Genomic DNA, 23,280 nt, shown 5'->3' with positions numbered 1-23,280 from the left:
TCACCCCGAAGGGGCAATCAGTCAAAGACAAAAGAGTCAAATCACTAGCATAAAAACTCAAACTAGCTCAAACACTGGACCACCGCAGACGGAAGAATGCGATGTCCAGCAACAACCACCGAACAAATTCGATGGTCGCACCAAATATTATTTGGCACTGACATTCATCGGCACACTGTTGAGTTCTCAAAGAACACGCGCACATCGTTACGTTACCGGACACCTGTCCGGCTCGCTCCGAGGCAACCGCTCCAAGCTATCACATCCGATTTCAGGGCCGCAAATCGCTGCTTTCCTGTTCTTTTCTGTGAGAGCCGATCGATGCGACATCGAACATGCCTGTTTCCGAACCTCTCGGTCCGGCGGGCTGTTCGGTGTCGCTCGAACGACGACTAAGTTACGCCGACGCTAACGCGCCGTCAAATCCGCTGGTCAGGGGCTCGCCAGCGTCGGCGAAGGCCTCAGTCGCGGACGACTCGCACGCCGGCGAAGTTCCGCTTACCTCGACGCAGGACGAGCCAGCGTCCGTGCAGCAGCTCTCCGTCGCGGGGGGTCCACTCCTCCGAGGAAATGCGGACGTTGTTGACCGACGCACCGCCTTCCTTGATGGTGCGACGCGCGGCTCCCTTGCTCTCGCACAGACCCGACGCGACGAGCAGGTCGATGATCGTGTCGGGCTCGCCGGCGCGGAGCTCCGTCACGGACGCCTCGGTCAGGGCGGCCGCGAGCGTTGGCTCGTCCAGCTCGCCCAGCTCGCCTCGCCCGAAGAGGGCGCGGCTGGCCAACTCGACCGCTGCGGTGTTGTGCGCTCCGTGCACGAGCGTGGTCATCTCGGCAGCGAGTCGCTTCTGGGCCTCCCGTGCGTGCGGACGCTCCGTGGTGGCGGTCTCGAGTTCGGCGAGTTCGTCCTTGTCGAGGAAGGTGAACCAGCGCAGGTACTTCATGACGTCGGCGTCGGCAGCGTTGACGAAGTACTGGTACCAGGCGTACGGGCTCGTCATCTCCGGGTCGAGCCACAAGCTGCCACCACCGGTGGACTTGCCGAACTTCTTGCCGTCGGACGAGGTCACGAGCGGGACGGTCAAGGCGTGCACACTCTCGCCGTCGGTACGGCGGTTGAGCTCGACGCCGGCGATGATGTTTCCCCACTGATCGGAACCGCCGACCTGCAGCGCACATCCGTACTCGCGGCGGAGCTGCACGTAGTCGTTGGCCTGCAGGAGCATGTAGCTGAACTCGGTGTACGAGATGCCGTCACCTTCGAGGCGGCGCTTGACGGTGTCGCGGGCGAGCATCACGTTGATCGAGAAGTGCTTCCCGATATCGCGCAGGAAGTCGATCGCGGACAGCTTGCCGGTCCAGTCGAGGTTGTTCACGACCACGGCTCCCGTCGGGGAGTTGTCGAAGTCGACGAACCGCTCGAGCTGCCCACGGATCCGCCCTGCCCAGCCGACGCTAACGCGCCGTCAAATCCGCTGGTCAGGGGCTCGCCAGCGTCGGCGAAGGCCTCAGTCGCGGACGACTCGCACGCCGGCGAAGTTCCGCTTACCTCGACGCAGGACGAGCCAGCGTCCGTGCAGCAGCTCTCCGTCGCGGGGGGTCCACTCCTCCGAGGAAATGCGGACGTTGTTGACCGACGCACCGCCTTCCTTGATGGTGCGACGCGCGGCTCCCTTGCTCTCGCACAGACCCGACGCGACGAGCAGGTCGATGATCGTGTCGGGCTCGCCGGCGCGGAGCTCCGTCACGGACGCCTCGGTCAGGGCGGCCGCGAGCGTTGGCTCGTCCAGCTCGCCCAGCTCGCCTCGCCCGAAGAGGGCGCGGCTGGCCAACTCGACCGCTGCGGTGTTGTGCGCTCCGTGCACGAGCGTGGTCATCTCGGCAGCGAGTCGCTTCTGGGCCTCCCGTGCGTGCGGACGCTCCGTGGTGGCGGTCTCGAGTTCGGCGAGTTCGTCCTTGTCGAGGAAGGTGAACCAGCGCAGGTACTTCATGACGTCGGCGTCGGCAGCGTTGACGAAGTACTGGTACCAGGCGTACGGGCTCGTCATCTCCGGGTCGAGCCACAAGCTGCCACCACCGGTGGACTTGCCGAACTTCTTGCCGTCGGACGAGGTCACGAGCGGGACGGTCAAGGCGTGCACACTCTCGCCGTCGGTACGGCGGTTGAGCTCGACGCCGGCGATGATGTTTCCCCACTGATCGGAACCGCCGACCTGCAGCGCACATCCGTACTCGCGGCGGAGCTGCACGTAGTCGTTGGCCTGCAGGAGCATGTAGCTGAACTCGGTGTACGAGATGCCGTCACCTTCGAGGCGGCGCTTGACGGTGTCGCGGGCGAGCATCACGTTGATCGAGAAGTGCTTCCCGATATCGCGCAGGAAGTCGATCGCGGACAGCTTGCCGGTCCAGTCGAGGTTGTTCACGACCACGGCTCCCGTCGGGGAGTTGTCGAAGTCGACGAACCGCTCGAGCTGCCCACGGATCCGCCCTGCCCATTCGGCGACGGTGTCGGCGGAGTTCATGGTGCGCTCCCCCACGTCCCGCGGGTCACCGATCATGCCGGTCGCGCCACCTGCGAGAACGATGGGTCGATGGCCGGCGCGCTGGAAACGCTTGAGTGCGAGGAGCGGAACGAGGTGACCGGCGTGCAGGCTCGGGCCGGTCGGATCGAAACCGGCATAGAGGGTGATCGGACCCTTGTCGAGTTCGCCTCGAAGTGCGTCGAGATCGGTCGATTGCGCGATGAGCCCGCGCCAGGTCAGTTCGTCGAGAATGTGCTCAGTCACCGTTCGATCATCCCATCACGCTCGAGGCGCAGCGGGCGCGCGTGGGCTGCGCCGGTACGCGGAGACCCCGATCGCCCCGCGAACCCACAACCGCCACGGCCTGTCGGCCGCCACGCTGATCCCCACCCGCGGCCCCCGCACGACCTCCCCGACCAGCGGTTCGGCCGGAAGTTCCACCCGCACCCGAGCGTCGGAAGCATCCACGTCGATTCCGTTGTCGGCCAGATCGAGGCCGAGCGCAGCAGCGAGATTGCCCGGACCGCGCGCAAGGTTCGCGAACGGCGTGCCGGACGTGCGTCGGGAACGGACGGCCTGCTCCCCCTCGATCACCTCACCACCGCGCAACAGCACTGCCGCGGCGGTGCCGTCGGGACCGAGGGAGATGTTCGCGCAGAAGTGCAGGCCGTAACTGCGGTAGACGTACAGGTGCCCCGCGGGCCCGAACATGACCGAATTGCGCGGGGTGGGTCCGCGGTACGAGTGCGCGGCCGGGTCCGGCCACGGTCCGTCCTCGGGGCCGCCGTAGGCCTCGACCTCCGTCAGCAGGACGGCGGTCTCCCCCACTCGGACGGTTGCTCCGAGCAGCGCTTCGGCAGCCTCGACCGGATCGAGTCCTTCGAGTTCGCCGCGGACGGATCGACGATTGCGGCTCAGTCGGTGCTCCATCCGGCGACACCGCGCGCGGTGAAGTCCTCGTGCTCGGCGTCGCTGACCTCGCGGGCCTCGTCGACGAGGAGGACGGGTATGCCGTTCTCGATCGGATACGCCCGCCGCAGTCGCGGGTTGTACAGGACGGCGTCGTCGACGAGAAGCAACGGCCCCTTGTCCTCCGGACAGGCCAGAATGCTCAGCAACGTGGGATCGACAGCCACGGATGTCCTTTCGAAGGGCGGAACCGAACCGGACCCAGGCTACCGCGCCCCGGCGGGCGAACCGGCCGTGCCCGCCTTCCACGCCGTGGCCACGGCCTTGGTGAACCGCTTGTACGTCCCGGTGTCGGGGTTCAGGTACCAGGTGCGGACGGTGGGCACGGGCAATCCCTGTGCGCGCAGACGATCGGCGGACGGGCGGTAGGACGGGCCCAACGGAATGTCGGGCACGACGTGCACGAGATCGGGTCGCTCGTCGGCCGGGACCGAGTCGAACGCCGCAGTGATCTCCGCGGCCGTCGGTGCACGGTTGCCCCGCAGCGAGCAGCCGGCCACTGCGATGTCGCGACCTCCCACCGAGATGCCATAGGCGACGGCGAGATCGACACGCGGGATCGCTTCGAGCACGTCCGCCACGCTCTGGGTGAAAACCGGGCCGTGGAAGGTGGGAATCACCGTCCCCCGACTGTCGAGCAACCAGTAGTCGCCGTCGTCGTCGCGTCGGAACAGGTTGTCGGTGGGCACCCACACGTCGCCCGGTTCGAACACGCCGCGCATCACACCGGTGATTGCCGAGGCTGCGGGACCGGGTCTGCCGAGCAGCAGTCCGACCTCGCCGACCTGCGCCTCCCGCACGAAGCCGCGTTCGTCCTCCACGAGTCGGCCGACGCCGGCGTCGTAGGCAGCGAGGCGCACATCGGCGCTACCGGGCAACGGCCGGCCCTTCGAGCCGATCTTCGAACCGGAGACGTTCGCAAGCACGACGTTGCCCTCGGTCGACGCGTAGAACTCGAGAACCCGGGCGGGCTCAAACCGGTCGAGGGTGCGGCGCCACAGGCCCGGTGGCATGCCGGAACCGATGAACAACCGGATGGGATGGATGGCGTCGATGTGCAGCGACGGGCTGTCGAGCACCTCACGCATCATCGACCAGGTATAGGTGACGACGGTGACGCCGTAGCGGTGCACTTCGTCGCTGAAGAGCGACGGATTCAACCCGCGCGACAGTGCGATACGCGCCCCGCCCGCGAGCGCCCCGCCGAAACTGACCAGCAGACCGGACGAATGATGCAGGGGCGCAAGGCAGTACATGGTGTCACCGCGGCCGAGCGAGGCGGCGGTGGCGGTACCGAAGGCCGACAGCGCCCACCGGTAGTTGGTGACCCGCCGCACCGCGAGCGTGTCGCCACCACCGGAGAACAGGATGAATGCGAGTTCGCGCGCGAGTCCGGGATCGGGGACGTACCAGCCCGGCAGTTGCACGGAGGAGATGTCGAGTCGTTCGAGATCGACGACGTCGGCGCCGGGCTCGACGTCGAGGTCGCGGACGTCGCCGCCGCCGAGGACCAGCACGGGAAGACCGGTCGCGACGGCCGCGTCGAGGTTCTCGGGATCGGCGACGATCTTTTCGACACCGCCCAGTCGCACGGCCTCGGCGATGTCCGGTCCCGGCGGGATGAGGGCGGAGACGGCGCCGAGGCGGGAGATCGCCGCGACCGCCGCCATTGCGCTGGGGCGCACGTCCATGAGGATGCCGACGTGCATCGCGGGACGGATGCCGTTGTCGGCGAGCCCGAGGACGACGTTGTCGATCCGCCGGTTGACGGCCTCGAAGGTGTAGACCCGGTCCTCGAAGATGAAGCACTCCCGCTTCGGCGACTTGCGGCCGATCTCGGCGAGCAGACCGCCGACGGAGATGCGGGTGCGCGGCTGGATCTGCCCGAGCCGCGCGAGGCGGGGAAGGGCGCGGGCGGCCTCCCCGGTGAGATCGCGTGCGCCGCGGACGGCACCGACCGCGATCCCCGCGAGCCCCTTGCCGAGATCGGTCCCGACGTCGGCGAGCGTTGCGGCCGTGTGCGTGATGCGGGATGCGACCGAGACGCCCGTGCCCTCGTCGGTGGGGTTCGGCACCGCCATCGGCGCGATGCCGACGGGCCGGTCCCCGACGCCCTCGCGCCACTGCACCCATTCCCCGACCGACGGCCACGTCTGCTGGCCGGCGACACTGCCCACGACGAGTCCGAAATGACCTGCGCGCAAGGTGTATTCGTAGACCTCCGCGCGGGGTGCGGCCTTGCGGATGCCGCGCACGGCGAGCGGTTGCCCGATGTCGTCGACCTCGCCGACGACTGCGAGGACGGGACAGGTGATCTCGGCGAGGCTCACGGCCCGGTCATTGATGACGAACCCACCGCTGACCATGCGGTTGTGGGCGATGAACTGGCGCAGTACCTCCGCGACGGCGGGACCGGACCACGCCACCCATCCCTCGGTGTCGAGGAATCGGCGCTGCGGCTCGCGCGGCAACAGCGCCTCCCGGTCGTGGAGCTGGAGCAGGAAGTCGATGCGCGATCGCAGCGTCTTGACCGGATCGAGCAGCTGGAAGCCGGTGCGCGCCATCCATCCGGTGATCGCGAGGCGGTTGAAGACGTGGTCGGCAAGGAAGTCGGCGGAGTGGGTCGCGACGATCTCCGGGATCCCGAACGGCAGGGCGGCGAGGGTGTCGACCGGGCTGCCGAAGGTGATCAGGCTCGCGATGCCGCGGCTGCGCCGATAGGCCGCGACCTGATAGCAGAACATGCCACCCTGCGAGTATCCGCCGAGATGCACGTCGCGACCGGTGTAGGCACGGACGCAGTCGACGACCTCGTCGAGGGCGAGGATGTGATCGGTGAGGGTGCGCTTCCAGCCGCCCTCCTCCTGGTCGGGCGATCCGAAGTCCACGACCCACGGATCGAGACCCGCTTCGTGGAGGCTGCCGACGGCGCCGGCGTCACGGGTGACGTCGTACACCTCGGCGGACACCATCATCGGTGGTACGAGAACGACGGGGATGCCCGTGGAGGCGGTGTCGGATTCGGGGAAGTACCGGCGGAGCCGGTACATGGAGGTGCGCTCGACGACCTGATAGGGCGACGACGACCGTCCGGGTTCGAGGCCACCGAAGCGCAGGACTTCGAGACCGTTCTGGGCAGTGGCGACGAGCCGTCGCACCGACTCGGTCACTACATCGGCGTCCAGTCCCACGGTCCGTTCCCCTTCTCGACGATGTATCCGCACCGGTCCCCGGCACCTGCGGTTCTACACCGGTACCCGCTGCATGCCGAGAGTATGTGCCAGCCTGCCACACGGCCCTCACCGTCCCGGGCAACTCGGGGTGTGCCCGGGACGGCAGGCGTGTCAGTCGCGAACCCGGTCGCGCAGTTGTGCCGCGGCGTCGCGCACGCGGCCGAGTTGCTCGGCCACCCGCACGCCCGCGGTGCCGCCGCGAGCGTCGCGCGAGGCGATGGAGCCTTCGACGGTGAGCACTTCCCGCACCTGCGGGGTCAGTGCCGGATCTACACCGGCCAACTCCTCGTCTGTGAGGTCCTCGAGGCCGGCTCCGCGGCCTTCGGCGACCCGCACGCACGCCCCGGCCGCCTCGTGGGCGACGCGGAACGGCACACCCTGGCGGACCATCCACTCGGCGATGTCGGTCGCGAGGGTGAATCCGGCGGGTGCGAGCTCGGCCATGCGCTCGGTGTGGAAGGTCAGCGTCGAGACGAGCCCTGCGATCGCCGGGAGCAGCAGCTCGAGCTGTGCGACGGAGTCGAAGACCGGCTCCTTGTCCTCCTGCAGGTCGCGGTTGTAGGCCAACGGCTGCGCTTTGAGCGTGGCCAGCAGACCGGTGAGGTTGCCGATGAGGCGACCGGCCTTACCGCGGGTGAGCTCGGAGACGTCCGGGTTCTTCTTCTGCGGCATGATCGACGACCCGGTCGACCATTCGTCCGCGAGGGTGACGTACCCGAACTCGGGGGTGCTCCACAGGATGATCTCCTCCGCCATGCGGGAGAGGTCGACGGCGATCTGCGCGAACACGAACGCCGCTTCTGCAGCGAAGTCGCGGGAGCTGGTGGCGTCGATCGAGTTGTCCGCCGCCGAGTCGAAGCCCAGGTCGGCCGCAATCGCGTCGGGGTCGAGACCGAGCGACGATCCGGCGAGCGCTCCCGACCCATACGGCGAGACCGCCGCGCGCTTGTCGAAGTCGCGTAACCGGTCGACGTCGCGCAGCAACGGATGCGCATGGGCGAGCAGGTGGTGCGCGAGCAGCACGGGCTGCGCCGCCTGCAGGTGCGTCTTGCCCGGCATGACGGCATCGGGGTGCGCCGCGGCCTGGTCGGCGATCGCATCGACCACATCGAGGACACCGTCGGCGATGCGCCGCGCGCTGTCGCGCAGCCACATGCGGAACAGCGTCGCGACCTGGTCGTTGCGGGAGCGGCCCGCGCGGAGCCGGCCGCCGACCTCGGGGCCGACCCGTTCGATGAGTCCCCGTTCGAGCGCGCCGTGCACGTCCTCGTCGGACTCGGCGGGGCCGAACGCACCGGAGGCCACATCGGCGGCGAGACGGTCGAGGCCGTCGAGCATCGTGGCGAGGTCGTCGTCGGTGAGGAGTCCGGCGCGGTGCAGGACCTTGGCGTGGGCCTGGGAGGCGCGCACGTCGTACGGGGCGAGCGCCCAGTCGAAGTGCGTGGACTTGCTCAGCGCCGCCATGGCGGCGGCCGGTCCGGATGCGAACCGGCCGCCCCACAGGGCACCTTCGTTGGTGCCGTGAGCCGTCATGACTACAGGCCCAGATCGCGCTTCGCGGCGACCTTCGACGACAGGCCGTGGATCTGCACGAAGCCCTTGGCGTTGGACTGGTCGAAGCTGTCGCCCTCGTCGTAGGTGGCGAGGTTGAAGTCGTACAGCGACTCGGGGCTGCGACGGCCGTTGACGGTGATGTGTCCGCCGTGGAGCACCATGCGGATGTCGCCGGTGACGCGCTCCTGAGTGTTCTTGATGAAGGCGTCGAGGGCGGTCTTCAGCGGCGAGTACCACAGGCCGTCGTACACCAGCTCGCTCCAGCGTTCCTCGACGCGACGCTTGTAGCGGCCGAGTTCGCGCTCGAGGGTGACGTGCTCGAGTTCCTGGTGCGCGGTGATGAGGGCGATGGCGCCGGGGGCCTCGTAGATCTCGCGGCTCTTGATGCCGACGAGGCGGTCCTCGACCATGTCGAGGCGGCCCACACCCTGAGCGCCGGCGCGACGGTTGAGTTCCTGGATGGCCTCGAGGACGGTGACGTGCTTGCCGTCGATCGCGACGGGGCGACCGGCCTCGAAGCTGATGATCAGCTCGTCGGGGGCCTGCCAGTGGGCGGTGGGGTCCTCGGTGTAGTCGTAGACGTCCTTGGTGGGGGCGTTCCACAGGTCCTCGAGGAAGCCGGTCTCGACGGCGCGGCCCCAGACGTTCTGGTCGATGGAGAACGGCGAACGCTTGGTGACGTTGATGGGCAGGCCGTTCTCCTCGGCGAAGGCGATGGCCTTCTCACGGGTCCAGGCGTAGTCGCGGACCGGTGCGATGACCTGGAGGTCGGGTGCGAGGGCGCCGAAGCCGACCTCGAAGCGGACCTGATCGTTGCCCTTGCCGGTGCAGCCGTGGGAGACGACGGTGCCACCGTGCTCGCGGGCGGCCTGCACGATGTGCTTGACGATCAGCGGGCGGCTGATGGCCGAGACGAGCGGGTAGCGATCCATGTAGAGCGCGTTGGCCTGGACGGTGGGCAGGCAGTACTCGTTGGCGAACTCGTCCTTGGCGTCGACGACGATCGATTCGACGGCACCGCAGTCGAGGGCGCGCTGACGCACGACCTCCATGTCCTCGCCACCCTGGCCGAGGTCGATGGCCACGGCGACGACCTCCTTGCCGGTCTCCTTGCCGATCCAGCTGATGGCGACGGAGGTGTCCAGCCCGCCCGAATAGGCGAGTACGACGCGTTCGGCCATTGTCTTTGTGCTCCTTCGTATTTCGACGTGCGTCTATGAGTGGTAGGTCAGGCGAGTGATTCGATTTTCGCGGCCAGTTCGGCTCCCGTCGTCGGTTCGCGGGCGATGACCGCGATGGTGTCGTCGCCGGCGATCGTTCCGACCACCTCGGGTAATGATGCCCGATCGAGTGCACTGGCCAGATAGTGCGCCGCCCCCGGCGGGGTGCGCAGCACGGCGATGTTGCCGCTGGAGTCGGTGGACACCAGCAGTTCGCCGAGCAACCGGGACAGGCGGTCGGTGCCTCCGGTCACGCCGCGCACAGGGCTGCCGTCCTCCGGGACGACGTACACCCCGGCGCCCCCATCGGCCGCGCGGAGCTTGACGGCGCCGAGTTCCTCGAGGTCGCGGGACAGGGTGGCGGTGGACACCTCGATGCCGTCCTCGGCGAGGAGTGCGGCGAGTTCGGTGTGGCTGCGCACCGGGTGCGCGGCGAGCAGTGCGACTATGCGGGCCTGCCGCGCCGCGCGCGTCGGCGCGGTCGCCGCACTGTCCGCATGGTTCGCCGCGGTGCTCACGGTCAGCTCCGGCTCTGCTCGAGCAGCCACACCAGCAGGGCCTTCTGTGCGTGGAGGCGGTTCTCGGCTTCGTCCCACACCACAGACCGCGGTCCGTCGATGACCTCGGCGGTGATCTCCTTGCCGCGGTAGGCCGGCAAGCAGTGCAGCACGATCGCGTCGGTGTCGGCAAGGGAGACGAGGTCGTCGTTCAGCTGGAACGGCCGGAAGGGTGCCTCGCGATCCTTGCCGTCGTCCTCCTGCCCCATCGACACCCAGGTGTCGGTGACGAGCACATCGGCGCCGCTGGCTCCGGTACGCGGGTCGTCGGTGACGGTGACGCTGCCGCCGGTCTCCTCTGCCCGTGCGCGGCTCGCGTCGACGACCTGCGAGTCGGGGGTGAACCCGGCCGGGGACGCGATGGTCACGTGCATGCCGGCGGTGACGCCGCCGAGCATCAGCGAGTGCGCCATGTTGTTGGCGCCGTCGCCGAAGTAGGTCATCCGCAGGCCCGCGGTGGCGCCCTTGTTCTCGCGGATGGTCTGCAGGTCGGCGAGGACCTGGCAGGGGTGGAAAGTGTCGGTGAGCGCGTTGAGGACGGGCACGGTCGAGTGCTCGGCGAGCGTCTCGATGCGGTCCTGGCCGTACGTGCGCCACACGACCGCTTCGGTGAACCGGGAGAACATCCGGGCGGTGTCCTCGAGGGTCTCACCCTTCCCGATCTGGGTGGAGCCGGTGTCGACGACGACGGCGTGCCCGCCGAGTTGGGCGATGCCGGCGTCGAAGGAGAAGCGGGTGCGGGTGGAGGTCTTGTCGAACAGCACGGCGACGCTGAGGGGCCCTTCGAGGGGGCGGCGGGACAGCGGCGCCTTCTTCAGTTCGGCGGCGAGTTCGAGCACCTCGGTCTGTTCGGCCGGGGTGAGGTCGTCGTCGCGCAGGAAATGGCGGAGCACGGGTCGTCAGTTCCCTTCCCGGTCGGCGGTGTCGAGGACGGCGGGCAGCGCCGTCACGAAGCTCTCGGCCTGCTGTTCGGTGAGGATCAGCGGGGGCGCGAGGCGGATCACGTCCGGTGCGGCGGCGTTGACGAGGAAACCGGCCTCGCGGGCGGCGGTCTCGACGGCCGGCGCCTTCACGGCGGTGAGGACGACACCGAGGAGCAGCCCGGAGCCGCGCACGTGCGAGACGAGCGGGTGCCCGAGTTCCTCGATGCCGGCGGCGAGGGTCTTCCCGACGGTGTTCACGTGGTCGAGCAGGTTCTGCTCGTCGATCGTGCGCAGCACCGCAAGGGCGGCCGCGGCGCACACCGGGTTGCCGCCGAAGGTGGTGCCGTGCTTGCCGGGCTGGAACAGCTCGGCGGCCGGGCCGGTGGCGAGGACGGCGCCGATGGGCAGTCCGCCGCCGAGACCCTTGGCGAGGGTCATCACGTCGGGGGTGATGCCCGCTGCCTGGTGGGCGAAGAAGCTGCCGGTGCGGGCGATGCCGGTCTGGACCTCGTCGAGCACGAGCAGCGCACCGCGTTCGGTGGTGATGCGACGCGCGCCGGCGAGATAACCCTCGGGCGGGACGACGACGCCGGACTCGCCCATGATCGGTTCGAGGAAGACGGCGGCGGTGTTCTCGTCCACGACGGCCTCGAGGGCGTCGAGGTCGCCGTAGGGCACGAACTCGACGCCGGCGGGCATCGGTTCGAAGGGGGCGCGCTTGTCGGGCTGGCCGGTCAGGGCGAGCGCGCCCATGGTGCGGCCGTGGAAGGCCTTCTCGCACGCGACGATCTTCGGCCGCCCGGTGAGCCGGGCGATCTTGAAGGCCGCCTCGTTGGCCTCGGTGCCGGAATTGCAGAAGAAGGCGCGGCCCTCGTGGCCGAAGCGATCGAGGAGTTTCTCGGCGAGTTCGAGCACCGGCGGCGAGGCGTACAGGTTCGACACGTGGCCGAGCTGGTTCAGCTGGGCGGTGACGGCCTCGATGATCGCCGGGTGGCGGTGGCCGAGGCTGTTGACGGCGATGCCGCCGAGCAGGTCGAGGTACTGCTTGCCGTCGGCGTCGGTGACTACGGCGCCGTCGCCCTCGACCAGCGCGACCTTGGGCACGCCGTAGTTGTTCATCAGCGAACCCGCCCAGCGCTGCTGGAGGTCGGACGTGCCGGTCATGCGGGGCCTTCCTTCTCGGAGGACGGCACCACCATGGTGCCGATGCCTTCTTCGGTGAACAGTTCGAGGAGCACGGAGTGCGGTTGGCGGCCGTCGATGACGTGCGCGGTGGGCACTCCGCCCTGCACGGCGCGCAGGCACGCCTCCATCTTCGGGACCATGCCGGAGTCGAGCGACGGCAGCAGCGCGGTGAGCGCGTCGGCGTCGATCCGCGAGGTGAGCGAGCTGCGGTCGGGCCAGTCGGTGTAGAGGCCTTCGACGTCGGTGAGCACGACCAGCTTCTCCGCGCCGAGCGCTTCGGCGAGGGCGGCCGCGGCGGTGTCGGCGTTGATGTTGTGCACCACGCCGTCGGCGTCGGGCGCGATCGTCGAGACGACCGGGATGCGGCCGGCGGCGATGAGGTCGAGCACCGCGCCGGGGTGGACGCTGGTGACGTCGCCGACGAGGCCGATGTCGGTGGCCTCGCCGTCGACGACGACCGTGCGGCGGGTTGCGGTGAACAGTCCGGCGTCCTCACCGGAGGTACCGACGGCGTAGGGCCCGTGGCTGTTGATCAGGCCGACGAGTTCGCGTCCGACCTGCCCGAAGAGCACCATCCGCACGACGTCCATGACCTCGGGGGTAGTGACGCGGAAACCGCCGCGGAACTCGCCTTCCAGGCCGAGTCGCTCGAGCATGGCGTTGATCTGCGGGCCGCCGCCGTGCACGACGACGGGGTGGATGCCGACGGTGCGCAGGAACGCCATGTCGGCGGCGAAGGCGGTCTTGAGGGTGTCGTCGATCATGGCGTTGCCGCCGTACTTGACGACGACGATCTTGTCGCGGAACTTCTGCAGCCACGGCAGGGCCTCGGCGAGGACGAACGCCTTCTGGTGCGAGGTGAGGTCGGCGATCAGTGCGTCGGTCACGTCGTCTCCTGTGTTCGTTCGGGTCACGACGAGTACGCCGAGTTCTCTTCGACGTAGGCGTGCGAGAGGTCGGTGGTGCGGATGGACACCTGCGCGTTGCCGAGGCCGAGGTCGATGTCGAGGGCGATGTCGGCGGCGGACAGGTCGACCTCGCGGGCGCCGGGGGCACCGACACCGTCGATGCACACCGGGTTGCCGTTGAACGACACGGAGATCTTGTCGGGGTCGAGTTCGATCGGGGCGATGCCGATGGCGGCGAGCACGCGGCCCCAGTTGGGGTCGGAGCCGAACAGTGCGGTCTTGACGAGGCTGTCGCGGGCGACGGTGCGGGCACCGATCAGGGCGTCGGCCTCGCTGGCGGCGCCGCGGACGGTGACGGTGACCCGCTTGGTGACGCCCTCGGCGTCGGCCATCATCTGCTCGGCGAGGTCGTCGCACACGGCGAGGACGGCGGCGTCGAGCTCGTCCTGGCTCGGGGTGATCCCGCTCGCGCCGGAGGCCAGCAGCAGCACGGTGTCGTTGGTGGAGGTCGCGCCGTCGACGTCGAGGCGGTCGAAGGTGAGCCGGGACGCGTGGCGCAGCGCGGTGTCGAGCTGTTCGGCGGTCGCGACGGCGTCGGTGGTGACCACGCACAGCATCGTCGCCAGGGCGGGGGCGAGCATGCCGGCGCCCTTGGCCATGCCGCCGACGTTCCATTTGTCGGCGTGGTGCAGGGCGGCCTGCTTGGGCACGGTGTCGGTGGTCATGATCGAGTAGGCGGCGTCGGTGCCGCCGGAGATGCCTCCGGCGAGTTCGTGGACGATCTCCTGCACCCCGGAGAGCACCTTGTCCATCGGCAGACGGTCGCCGATCAGGCCGGTCGAGCACACGGCGACCTCACCGGCACCGGTTTCGGTGCCCCAGTTGCTCAGGGCGTCGGCGACGGCCTCGGCGGTGGCGTGGGTGTCCTGGAAACCACCGGCGCCGGTGCACGCGTTGGCGCCGCCGGAGTTGAGGATCACCGCGCGCAGGCTGCCGGACTTCAGCACCTGCTGGGACCACAGGACGGGGGCGGCCTTGACCTTGTTGGTGGTGAACACACCGGCGGCGGTGAGTTCGGGGCCCTCGTTGACCACGAGCGCGAGGTCCTGCTTGCCGGAGACCTTGATGCCGGCGGGGATGCCGGCGGCCCGGAAGCCGGCGGGGCTGGTGACACCCTGGGTGCGGATCAGGCGTCCCCCGGCGATCTCGGTGGCGCCGGTGTAGACGTCGTCTGCGTACTTGTTCTCGGTCACGGAGCCACTCCCACGGTGGACAGGCCGGCGGTCTCGGGCAGGCCGAGTGCCAGGTTCATCGATTGCACGGCGGCACCGGCGGTGCCCTTGGTGAGATTGTCGAGCGCGGCGACGACGACGAGCAGTCCGGCGTCGGTGTCGACGGTGACGGCGATCTGGACGGCGTTCGAGCCGACCACCGCGCCGGTGGCGGGTAGTGCGCCTTCCGGCAGCAGCTGCACGAACGGTTCGTCGGCGTAGGCCTTCTCGTAGACGGCGCGGGCCTCGGCGGCGGTCACCGTGGTCGGTGCGGTGCAGGTCGCGAGGATGCCGCGTGGCATGGGCGCGAGGATCGGGGTGAATGAGACCTTCACGTCGGTGCCGGCGAGCGCGGAGAGGTTCTGCTTGATCTCCGGGGTGTGCCGGTGGGCGCCGCCGACGCCGTAGGCGCGGACCGAGCCCATGACCTCGGAGCCGAGCAGGTCGACCTTCGGGGACTTCCCGGCGCCGGAGGTGCCGGAGACGGCCACGACGTTCACGACGGGTTCGACGATGCCGGCGGCGACGGCCGGGGCGAGGGCGAGCGAGGCGGAGGTCGGGTAGCAACCGGGGACCGCGATGCGGGTGGCGCCGACGAGGGCGTCGCGCTTGCCGGGCAGCTCGGGCATGCCGTAGGGCCAGGTGCCGGCGTGGTCGCTGCCGTACCAGCGCTGCCAGTCGGCGGCGTTCTCGAGCCGGAAGTCGGCGCCGCAGTCGATGACGACGGTCGTCTCGGGCAGCTGCTCGGCGATCACGGCGGAGTGGCCGTGCGGCAGGCCGAGGAAGACGACGTCGTGCCCGAGCAGGGTGTCGATGTCGGTGGCGCAGAGCACGCGGTCGGTGAGCGGCAGCAGATGGGGATGGAACTCGCGCAGGGTGGCGCCCGCGTTACCCCCGGCGGTGAGCGCGCCGATGACGAGCGAGCCGTCCTGGTAGGCGGGGTGGCCGAGGAGCAGGCGCAGGATCTCGCCGCCCGCGTAGCCGCTGGCGCCGGCCACGGCGACCCGTAGCGGCGACTCGGAGGTGGCGGTGAAGTCCGGTGAAGTACCCATACGAATGATTATGCACCCTCATGCAAATCATTTCATAGGGGGTGTCCCTTTCGGAGGATTCACTCCGACCGCAACGACCGCCGGATCTCCGCGAGCCGGTCGGCAGCGGCCGCCTTGCGCTCCTCGTACTGCTCCTCGAGCGTGCGACCCGCACCCGTCGCGTGCGCGAGTTCCTCCGCGCCGAGCGCGGTCGCCGAACGCTGTTCGATCTTCTCACGCACCGATTCGAAGGTCGGCACCCCGTCCGCGGTGTATCCGGTGATCTCCTCGATCGTCGGTGCGCGGACCGGGCCGTCGACGGATCCGGTGTCGACGACGCCCGGTTCGACGATCTCGGCGTCGTGGACCTGAGCGTCGTGGACGTCTTCCTCGCGTGGGGTCACGTCGGGATCGGGGCTCGGCTCCGGGTCGATCGGCGGCACGTCCGGGATGTCCGGGGCCGGGGGAATATCCGGCACCGTCGGCGTCTCCGGCCCGGCCGGGGTCACGTCGGGGACGGGCTGCTCCGGCTTGTCGGGCTCCTCGGGAGACGGCACCCGGCCGGCTTCGTCCTTGCTCATGCCTCCAGGCTACGTCGCCCGGCTGCCACTGAGTCCTCTTCCGCGCGAGCCAGCAGATACGCCTCGAGGGCCTCCGGGCTCGTGTACCGCAGGGGCACACCGAGTTCCTCACGCAACCGCCGGTTGTCGAGCACCGGACGGTACTGCAGGAAGGCGACCCGCTCCGGGCCGTGCTCGGTCGATCCCCACGCGCGCCCGATCCTCAGGGCGAACTTCAGGACCGCGGCGGGCACCGTGAGGGATTTGCGGTTCGTCATCGCGGCGATCTCGGGCACGGTGACCGTCGAGGTGCCGTGGGCGGGCGCCGACCTGGGGAAGCTGCCCGGCGTCGCGTCGATCCGCACCCACGTGGTCTCGGAGTGGTTCACCGAGGGCGGGGCGTGGCGGCTGAACGCGCTCGGTCCGGGAGAGCGAGGGGAACTGACGTCGGGCTCCCGGCGGGTGGGTGAGCGGCGCGGACGCACGACGATCTCCGCCACCGATCGCGCGATCCTGTCGGCGCTCGCGGTCGACGGCCGCACCCCGATGCGCACCCTCGCGGAGATCGCCGGGCACATCCTCGACCGGGCGGTCCGCAAGGTCACCACGGTCCCGCCCGAGGTGTGGCTGCCGGGCGGGGACGCGGGCGGCTCAGGCGCGTAGTTCGGCACCGACCGCGGTGGCCGCGGCGGCCACCGCTGCCTCGCGGGCGGCGCTGGCCTCGTCCTCGGTGAGGGTGCGATCGAGGGCGCGGAAGCGCAGCGCGAACGCGAGGGACTTGCGGTTCTCCCCCAGCTGGGCGCCCTGATAGACGTCGAACAGACGGATGTCCTCGAGCAGCTCGCCGCCACCCGAGCGCAGGGCGCTCTCGACGTCGGCGGCCGGCACATTCGCGTCGACCACGACCGCGACGTCCTGCAGGACCGCCGGGAACGACGAGACCACCGGCGCCGGAAGCGATTCCACGATCGGTAACGCGTCGAGGTCGAGTTCGAAGGCGCACGTGCGTGCGGGCAGACCGGCCCGTTCGATCACCGCGGGATGCAGTTCACCGGCGTGGCCGACGACGACCCCGTCGACGAGCAGTTCGGCGCAGCGGCCGGGATGCCAGGGCAGGTACTGCGCGGCGCGGCGCTCGAGGCGCACCCCGGCGGCACGTGCCACGGTCTCCGCGGCGGCGAAGGCATCGAAGGCATCGGCGGCGCGTCCCGTGCCCCACGGCCCGGCCGGTTCGCGCAAACCGGCGAGCACACCACCGACGTGGACCGGCTGCTTCGGCAGCGACCCTTCGAGCAGGGCGATCTCGTCGTCGGTGGGACGACGGTCGACCGGGAGCGCGTCGACCGGCTTGGTCTCGGAAGTGGGATGCACGACCTGCGCGATTGCGTAGAGCGACAGGTCGCGCTGGCCGCGCGAGACGTTGCGGCCGAGGATCTCGAGCAGGCCCGGCAGCAGCGTGGTGGCCAGCTCCGGACGATCGGCTTCGAGGGGGTTGAGCACCTTGGTGGTCACCCGGCGCGGGTCGTCGGCGTCGAGCTTCCAGGTATCGAACACGCCGGCCGGCAGGAACACCGGAGCCAGGACCTCGACATAGCCGTCGTGGGCGAGCGCGCGGGAGACGGCGCGGCGGCGCTTCTGCGTGGCCGTGAGACCGCGGCCGGCGGGAGCGGTGGGCAGCACCGACGGGATCTGCTCGAGGCCTTCGAGGCGCAGCACCTCCTCGACCAGGTCGGCAGGCTGACGCAGGTCGGGGCGCCAGGTCGGCGGGGTGACGACGAGCTGGCCGTGGCCGTCCTCGCCGACACCGACCTCGACCGCGCATCCGATCTGCGTGAGACGGCGGGCAGCGGTGCCGTTCGGGTAGCTCACCCCGGCCATGCGGTCGGGCAGGTCGATGTCCATGCGGATCGTCGGACTCTCGGTGGGCACGACGATGTCGGTGAGGGTCGACTCCACGCGGCCGCCGGCGATCTCGACGAGCAGGCTCGCGGCCCGGTCGAGCGCGGCGCGGGCCAGGGCCGGATCGACGGTGCGCTCGAAACGCTTGCCGGCCTCGCTGCTGACCTTGTGCCGACGGTTGCCGCGGAAGACGGCGAGCGGATCCCAGGCGGCGGCCTCGAGCAGCACGTCGGTGGTGCTGTCGCCGACCTCGGTGGTCGCGCCGCCCATGATGCCGGCGAGGGAGATCACCCCGGAGTCGTCGGTGATGACGACGTCCTCCGGATCGAGATCGCGCTCGACACCGTCGAGGGTGGTGAGCTTCTCCCCTGCCCGGGCGCGTCGCACGACCAGCTCACCCTGCAGGGTGGCGGCGTCGAAGGCGTGCAGCGGCTGGCCGAGTTCGAGCATGACGTAGTTGGTCACGTCGACGGCCGGGGAGATCGGGCGGACACCGGCGGTGTGCAGGCGGCGCTGCATCCACCACGGGCTGACGGCCTTCGGGTCGATGCCGGTGACACGGCGTGCGGCAAACCGGGTGGCCTTCGTCTCGGACTCGAGCCGGATCGGGTAGGCCTCCCCGCCGTCGGACGGCAGTGCCGGCACGGCCGCGGGATCGGCGAATTCGAGGTCGAAGCCGCACGCGAGTTCGCGGGTGAGGCCGCGGACGGAGAAGCAGTATCCGCGGTCGGGGGTGATGTTCAGTTCGACGACGGTGTCGCCGAGACCGAGCAGATCGTTGGCGTCGGTGCCGGGTTCGGCCGTGCCGGGCTCGAGCACGAGGATGCCGGAGTGGTCCTTGCCGATGCCCAGCTCGGACAGCGAGCAGATCATGCCGTCGGAGATGTGCCCGTAGGTCTTGCGCGATGCGATGGCGAAGTCGCCGGGAAGCACGGCGCCGGGCAGGGCGGCGATGATGAGGTCGCCCTCGGCGAAGTTGCGGGCACCGCACACGATGCCGCGCGGTTCCTCCTCACCGACGTCAACCTTGCAGAAACGGATGGGCTTCTTGAATTCGGTGAGCTCGGTGATCTCCACGACCCGTCCGACGACGAGGTTGTCGATGCGGCCGAGGGTCTCGATGTCCTCGACCTCGAGTCCGACCCGGACGAATCCCGCGTCGAGTTCCTCGGCGGTGACGTTCCACTCCGGGGTGGCGCGCTGCAGGATCTCGGTCAGCCAGGACTGCGCTACTCGCACTTGTGCTCAGCTCTTTCGTTCGGTCGTCGGTCGGTGGAGTCGGTGTCGGGAGCGGGCTGTCAGCCCTGCACGCCGAACGGCAGGGTGAAGCGCACGTCGCCCTCGACGATGTCGCGCATGTCGGGGATGCCGTTGCGGAACTGCAGGGTGCGTTCGAGGCCCATTCCGAACGCGAACCCGGTGTACACGTCGGGGTCGATGCCCGAGGCCCGGAGCACATTGGGGTTGACCATGCCGCAGCCGCCCCACTCGACCCAGCCGGCGCCGCCCTTCTTGTTCGGGAACCACACGTCCACCTCGGCGGACGGTTCGGTGAACGGGAAGTAGTTCGGGCGCATCCGGGTGCGGGTCTCCGGCCCGAACAGCGCCCGCGCGAATGCGTCGAGGGTGCCGCGCAGGTGCGCCATGGTCAGGCCCTTGTCGACGGCGAGACCCTCGACCTGCGAGAAGACCGGGGTGTGGGTGGCGTCGAGTTCGTCGGTGCGGAAGGTGCGGCCGGGGCACACGACGTAGATCGGGATGTCGCGGTGCAGCATGGTGCGGACCTGCACGGGCGAGGTGTGGGTGCGCAGCACCTGCCGCGAACCCTCCGGGGCGATGTGGAAGGTGTCCTGCATCGTGCGCGCCGGATGGTCGGGCAGAAAGTTCAGGGCGTCGAAGTTGAAATGCTCGGTCTCGACCTCGGGGCCTTCGGCGACCTCCCAGCCCATCGCGACGAAGACGTCGGCGACCTCGTCGGAGATGATCGAGATCGGGTGGCGGGCGCCGAGCGCGCGGCGGGTCGCGGGAAGGGTGACGTCGACGGCTTCGGCGACGAGGACCGCGGCGTCGCGTTCGGCCTGCAGCACGGCCTTGCGGTCGTCGAAGGCGGCCTGCACGGTGGTGCGGTGGGCGTTGACCCGCTTGCCGGCGTCGGCGCGCTCGTTGCCGGGCAGCGAGCCGAGGGCGCGCTTGGCGAGGGAGATGGGCGCCTTGTCGCCGAGGTGGTCGATCTTCGCCTGGGCGAGTTCGTCGAGGTCGGTCGCAGCGGCGAACGCGTCGATCGCGGACTTCTCGGCGGCGGTGAGCGCGTCCTCGGTCAGGGCGCTCGGATCGACTGCCGGCGGGGTCCCGCCCTCTTTCTTGGCCACGACCGGTGCATCTCCTTCTTAGGACGAACGGGTGATCTCGGTGGGTGCGGTCCGGGCCGGAGGCCGCGGCGCACCCGGGAAATCCTATGTGATGGGCCGAGCGGCCCGATGTTGCACCCGCGCGCTCGCATACAGGCAGATCGAGGCGGCGGTGGCGAGGTTGAGCGATTCGGCGCGTCCGCGGATGGGGATGCGGACGCGGTGGTCGGCGCGGGCGGCGACCTGCGGATCGAGTCCGTGGGCCTCGTTGCCGAACAGCCACGCGGTGGGCGCGGCGAGCAACTCGTCGGCGTCGTCGAGGTCGATCTCCCCGTCGGCGGCCGTCGCGAGGATCTGCACGCCGGCCTCGGCGAGCGTGGCCAGTACCCGGTCGGTGTCGCGTTCGCGCGCGACCGGCAGGTGGAAGATGCTGCCGGCCGAGGAGCGCACGCACTTGCCGTTGTGCGGGTCGACGCTGTCGCCGGCGAGGACCACGGCGTCGGCGCCGACGGCGTCGGAGACGCGGATGAGGGTGCCGGCGTTGCCGGGTTCGGCGACCGCGACGGGCACGGCGAGCAGCCGCGACCGCGGGGTCACCGCTTCGGCGAGCGGCACGTCGAGGGTGTCGCACACGGCGACGAGGCCGGGCGGGGTGACGGTGTCGGACAGCCGGGCGGCGGCCCGCTCGGTGACGATCCCCACGCGCACACCCTTGTGGCGTGCTTCGTCGACGACCGTCGCGTACCGGCCGGCGGCCGCCTCGGTGACGAATAGCTCGTGCACGCGTGCAGCGGCGAGCGCCTCGGTGACGGAGTTCTCACCCTCGGCGAGGAACCGCCCGGTCTTGCGACGCTCGGCGGTCCGGAGCAGTTTCACAGCAGAAACGACCCGTGGTGTGCGCTCGGTGAGCGTGTCCACGGGTCGTTCCTGGATGTTGTCGTAGCTCAGGGCAGCACTCAGGCAGCCGGAGCGTTGACGTCGGCCGGAAGGGCAGCCTTGGCGACGGCCACGAGGCCGGCGAAGGCTTCGGCGTCGGAGACGGCGAGCTCGGCGAGGATCTTGCGGTCCACCTCGACACCGGCGGCCTTAAGGCCCTGGATGAAGCGGTTGTAGGTGATGTCGTTGGCGCGGGCAGCAGCGTTGATGCGGCTGATCCACAGCTTGCGGAAATCACCCTTGCGGGCGCGACGGTCGCGGTAGGCGTAGGTCAGCGAGTGAAGCTGCTGCTCCTTGGCCTTGCGGTACAGACGCGAGCGCTGTCCGCGGTAGCCCTTCGAGGCCTCGAGAATCGAACGACGCTTCTTCTGGGCGTTGACGGCCCTCTTCACGCGTGCCACTGGTTATGTGTCCTGTCAGAGTTCGGGGGACGAACGAGGTGTCCCCGGATGGATCGGTCGGAGAGGCTCAGAGCCCGAGCATGCGCTTGACGCGCGGAGCGTCGGCATCGGCGACGACGGCCTTGCCGTCGAGGCGACGCGTCACCCGCGAGGACTTGTGCTCGAGCAGGTGGCGGCGACCCGCCTTCTGGCGCAGGACCTTTCCGCTACCGGACACCTTGAATCGCTTCGCGGTGCCGCTGTGGGTCTTCGACTTGGGCATGGAGTCCTCAGTTCTTGTCGTGTGCGTACATCGGTGCTCACGGACAGCACCGGATGTGCTGCCTGAGCGGGCTAGTTGCTCGGGGCGTCGCCCGTCCCGGGAGCCGGCGCGGACGGCGCGGACTCCGTGGTCGGGGCAGCGGAGGCTGCCGGGCGCGGTGCGGCCTGCGCCGGTGCGGCCTGCGCGGCTTCCTGAGCCTTCGCGCGGGTCTTCGCACCCTTGTGCGGGGCCAGCACCATGGTCATGTTCCGGCCGTCCTGCTTCGGACTGGTCTCGATGAAGCCGAGGTCGGCGACATCGGCGCCGAGGCGCTGCAGCAACCGGTATCCGAGTTCGGGGCGCGACTGCTCGCGGCCGCGGAACATGATCGTGACCTTGACCTTCGAACCGGCCTCGAGGAAGCGCACGACGTTGCGCTTCTTGGTCTCGTAGTCGTGGTCGTCGATCTTCGGACGGAGCTTCTGCTCCTTGATCACGGTCTGCTGCTGGTTCTTGCGCGATTCGCGCGCCTTCTGCGCGGCTTCGTACTTGAACTTGCCGTAGTCCATGATTTTGCAGACCGGCGGCCGGGCGTCGGGCGCCACCTCGACAAGGTCGAGGTCGGCTTCGATTGCCAGGCGGAGGGCATCTTCAACACGCACGATTCCGACCTGTTCACCGCCGGGTCCGACGAGCCGGACTTCGGGAACTCGGATGCGTTCGTTGATGCGGGTCTCAGCGCTGATGGGGCCTCCTAGGTAGAGCGGTGTGGTCGGTTTGACCGCACCGCAGCACGTGGCCCTACTCCTCGACAAGAAGACCCCGCTGTGGTGCCGAGGCTCCACGCGGGGTCCGATACCGACCGGTCGACGGCACCCAGCTCACGCTGCGTGATCCGCACCGCCCGATGCAGGGCGGACATCCGGGCTTCTACACCCGGAGGACCGGACCTCTCAGCTGCATCGATGTGCCGCCAGAGGTGGGAGTCGGACTCCACTTTGCTGCCCACGGAGGATCACCGCGGGCGGTCGTGGGATCAAGTCTAACAAAAAGCCACGTCGACGACGAATCGGCGCGTCGGCGCCGCACCCGCACGGTCGGCGCCGAGCGGCGCGACCCTATGCTCGACGCTATGACGGATGCTCCCGAGACCCCCGATCAGGACGCTGCGGCGGAGGATGTGCGCGAACTCGCCGACATCCCGGCCGTCGAGGTGATCAGCCGCGCAGCCGTGATGCTCATGAGTTCGGCTGCCGAGAAGCTCGGTCTCGCCGACGAGGATCCCGACAGCAGCGCGCGACGTGACCTCGACGAGGCCCGCCGCGTGATTACCGCACTCGCCGGCCTGATCACCTCGTCGGTGGAATATCTCGGTCCGCACGCCGGCCCGCTGCGCGAAGGACTGCAGGCACTGCAGCGCGCCTTCCGCGAGGCGTCGGCGGTGCCCGACGAGCCCGGCAAGGGCCCGGGCGAGAAGTACACCGGCCCGGTCTACTGAGCCGAACCGGAGTCCCGCCCACTT

The 23,280-nt window shown here is 69.6% G+C and carries 22 protein-coding genes and 1 pseudogene; 2 read left to right on the top strand and 21 right to left on the bottom strand.

What is annotated here, in order from left to right; translation table 11 throughout:
* Positions 1 to 461: 461 nt before the first annotated feature.
* The 15 genes and pseudogenes from tyrS (NVV99_RS15005) to NVV99_RS14935 all read right to left on the bottom strand — a co-directional run.
* Positions 462 to 1,448 (bottom strand): annotated as a pseudogene (tyrS, locus tag NVV99_RS15005) (tyrosine--tRNA ligase); the annotation flags it as partial.
* 60 nt (positions 1,449 to 1,508) lie between these two features.
* The gene (gene tyrS, locus NVV99_RS15000) at positions 1,509 to 2,786 is read right to left on the bottom strand and encodes a tyrosine--tRNA ligase (RefSeq protein WP_024101118.1); all 1,278 of its coding nucleotides are present in this window, start codon (positions 2,784 to 2,786) and stop codon (positions 1,509 to 1,511) included.
* Positions 2,787 to 2,801: 15 nt separating this feature from the next.
* The gene (locus NVV99_RS14995) at positions 2,802 to 3,452 is read right to left on the bottom strand and encodes a DNA-3-methyladenine glycosylase (RefSeq protein WP_024101119.1); all 651 of its coding nucleotides are present in this window, start codon (positions 3,450 to 3,452) and stop codon (positions 2,802 to 2,804) included.
* Complete coding sequence (locus NVV99_RS14990; RefSeq protein ID WP_024101120.1) at positions 3,437 to 3,658, bottom strand: Trm112 family protein; 222 nt, start codon at positions 3,656 to 3,658, stop codon at positions 3,437 to 3,439. The genes NVV99_RS14995 and NVV99_RS14990 overlap by 16 nt, the downstream gene beginning before the upstream one ends.
* A gap of 39 nt (positions 3,659 to 3,697) precedes the next feature.
* Entirely contained in the window at positions 3,698 to 6,682 is a 2,985-nt protein-coding gene (locus tag NVV99_RS14985) for an AMP-binding protein (RefSeq protein ID WP_024101121.1), read from the bottom strand.
* Between the two features lie 153 nt (positions 6,683 to 6,835).
* Positions 6,836 to 8,257, bottom strand: a complete 1,422-nt coding sequence (gene argH / locus NVV99_RS14980) for an argininosuccinate lyase (protein ID WP_006554816.1) — start codon at positions 8,255 to 8,257, stop codon at positions 6,836 to 6,838.
* A 2-nt stretch (positions 8,258 to 8,259) separates the two neighbouring features.
* On the bottom strand, positions 8,260 to 9,459 hold the full coding sequence (locus tag NVV99_RS14975) for an argininosuccinate synthase (RefSeq protein ID WP_006554815.1): 1,200 nt from the start codon (positions 9,457 to 9,459) through the stop codon (positions 8,260 to 8,262).
* A 47-nt stretch (positions 9,460 to 9,506) separates the two neighbouring features.
* Positions 9,507 to 10,016: an arginine repressor gene (locus tag NVV99_RS14970; protein WP_016692767.1), complete on the bottom strand. Its 510-nt coding sequence runs from the start codon at positions 10,014 to 10,016 to the stop codon at positions 9,507 to 9,509.
* Positions 10,017 to 10,018: 2 nt separating this feature from the next.
* On the bottom strand, positions 10,019 to 10,948 hold the full coding sequence (argF, locus tag NVV99_RS14965) for an ornithine carbamoyltransferase (protein ID WP_024101123.1): 930 nt from the start codon (positions 10,946 to 10,948) through the stop codon (positions 10,019 to 10,021).
* Positions 10,949 to 10,954: 6 nt separating this feature from the next.
* Positions 10,955 to 12,142, bottom strand: a complete 1,188-nt coding sequence (locus NVV99_RS14960; RefSeq protein ID WP_024101124.1) for an acetylornithine transaminase — start codon at positions 12,140 to 12,142, stop codon at positions 10,955 to 10,957.
* Positions 12,139 to 13,077, bottom strand: coding sequence for an acetylglutamate kinase (argB, locus tag NVV99_RS14955; protein WP_041803377.1), 939 nt, complete (start codon positions 13,075 to 13,077; stop codon positions 12,139 to 12,141). Before argB ends, NVV99_RS14960 begins: the two co-directional genes overlap by 4 nt.
* The gene (gene argJ, locus NVV99_RS14950) at positions 13,074 to 14,324 is read right to left on the bottom strand and encodes a bifunctional glutamate N-acetyltransferase/amino-acid acetyltransferase ArgJ (protein ID WP_024101126.1); all 1,251 of its coding nucleotides are present in this window, start codon (positions 14,322 to 14,324) and stop codon (positions 13,074 to 13,076) included. The genes argB and argJ overlap by 4 nt, the downstream gene beginning before the upstream one ends.
* Positions 14,321 to 15,394, bottom strand: coding sequence for an N-acetyl-gamma-glutamyl-phosphate reductase (gene argC / locus NVV99_RS14945; RefSeq protein WP_024101127.1), 1,074 nt, complete (start codon positions 15,392 to 15,394; stop codon positions 14,321 to 14,323). Before argC ends, argJ begins: the two co-directional genes overlap by 4 nt.
* A 59-nt stretch (positions 15,395 to 15,453) precedes the next feature.
* Entirely contained in the window at positions 15,454 to 15,954 is a 501-nt protein-coding gene (locus NVV99_RS14940) for a PspA/IM30 family protein (protein WP_006553971.1), read from the bottom strand.
* Positions 15,951 to 16,211, bottom strand: a complete 261-nt coding sequence (locus tag NVV99_RS14935) for a hypothetical protein (RefSeq protein ID WP_024101128.1) — start codon at positions 16,209 to 16,211, stop codon at positions 15,951 to 15,953. The genes NVV99_RS14940 and NVV99_RS14935 overlap by 4 nt, the downstream gene beginning before the upstream one ends.
* Between NVV99_RS14935 and NVV99_RS14930 the strand changes: the two genes are divergently transcribed.
* Complete coding sequence (locus NVV99_RS14930) at positions 16,198 to 16,596, top strand: AsnC family protein (RefSeq protein ID WP_019289638.1); 399 nt, start codon at positions 16,198 to 16,200, stop codon at positions 16,594 to 16,596. The two genes, NVV99_RS14935 and NVV99_RS14930, sit on opposite strands and share 14 nt — an antisense overlap.
* On the opposite strand, the gene pheT is transcribed toward NVV99_RS14930, so the two are convergent.
* The 6 genes from pheT to infC all read right to left on the bottom strand — a co-directional run bounded on the left by pheT (position 16,585) and on the right by infC (position 22,573).
* Entirely contained in the window at positions 16,585 to 19,071 is a 2,487-nt protein-coding gene (gene pheT / locus NVV99_RS14925; protein WP_024101129.1) for a phenylalanine--tRNA ligase subunit beta, read from the bottom strand. The two genes, NVV99_RS14930 and pheT, sit on opposite strands and share 12 nt — an antisense overlap.
* Positions 19,072 to 19,130: 59 nt before the next feature.
* The gene (gene pheS, locus NVV99_RS14920) at positions 19,131 to 20,201 is read right to left on the bottom strand and encodes a phenylalanine--tRNA ligase subunit alpha (protein WP_024101130.1); all 1,071 of its coding nucleotides are present in this window, start codon (positions 20,199 to 20,201) and stop codon (positions 19,131 to 19,133) included.
* 84 nt (positions 20,202 to 20,285) lie between these two features.
* Positions 20,286 to 21,098 (bottom strand): RNA methyltransferase, encoded by an 813-nt coding sequence (locus NVV99_RS14915; protein ID WP_006553976.1) that lies wholly within the window; start codon positions 21,096 to 21,098, stop codon positions 20,286 to 20,288.
* A 38-nt stretch (positions 21,099 to 21,136) separates the two neighbouring features.
* Positions 21,137 to 21,517, bottom strand: coding sequence for a 50S ribosomal protein L20 (gene rplT, locus NVV99_RS14910; protein WP_006553977.1), 381 nt, complete (start codon positions 21,515 to 21,517; stop codon positions 21,137 to 21,139).
* Between the two features lie 67 nt (positions 21,518 to 21,584).
* Positions 21,585 to 21,779, bottom strand: a complete 195-nt coding sequence (gene rpmI / locus NVV99_RS14905) for a 50S ribosomal protein L35 (RefSeq protein ID WP_006553978.1) — start codon at positions 21,777 to 21,779, stop codon at positions 21,585 to 21,587.
* Positions 21,780 to 21,850: 71 nt separating this feature from the next.
* Positions 21,851 to 22,573 carry a translation initiation factor IF-3 gene (gene infC, locus NVV99_RS14900; protein WP_033097706.1) on the bottom strand — a complete coding sequence of 241 codons (723 nt, stop codon included), beginning with the start codon at positions 22,571 to 22,573 and terminating at the stop codon, positions 21,851 to 21,853.
* 317 nt (positions 22,574 to 22,890) lie between these two features.
* Between infC and NVV99_RS14895 the strand changes: the two genes are divergently transcribed.
* Positions 22,891 to 23,256 (top strand): DUF1844 domain-containing protein, encoded by a 366-nt coding sequence (locus NVV99_RS14895; protein ID WP_016692782.1) that lies wholly within the window; start codon positions 22,891 to 22,893, stop codon positions 23,254 to 23,256.
* Positions 23,257 to 23,280 lie beyond the last annotated feature (24 nt).

The sequence above is a fragment of the Rhodococcus sp. PAE-6 genome, from assembly GCF_025290685.1.
GTDB lineage: Bacteria > Actinomycetota > Actinomycetes > Mycobacteriales > Mycobacteriaceae > Rhodococcus > Rhodococcus pyridinivorans.
The sequence above is the reverse complement of the archived record's forward strand: the minus strand, read 5'-3'. Positions and strand labels throughout refer to the sequence as shown.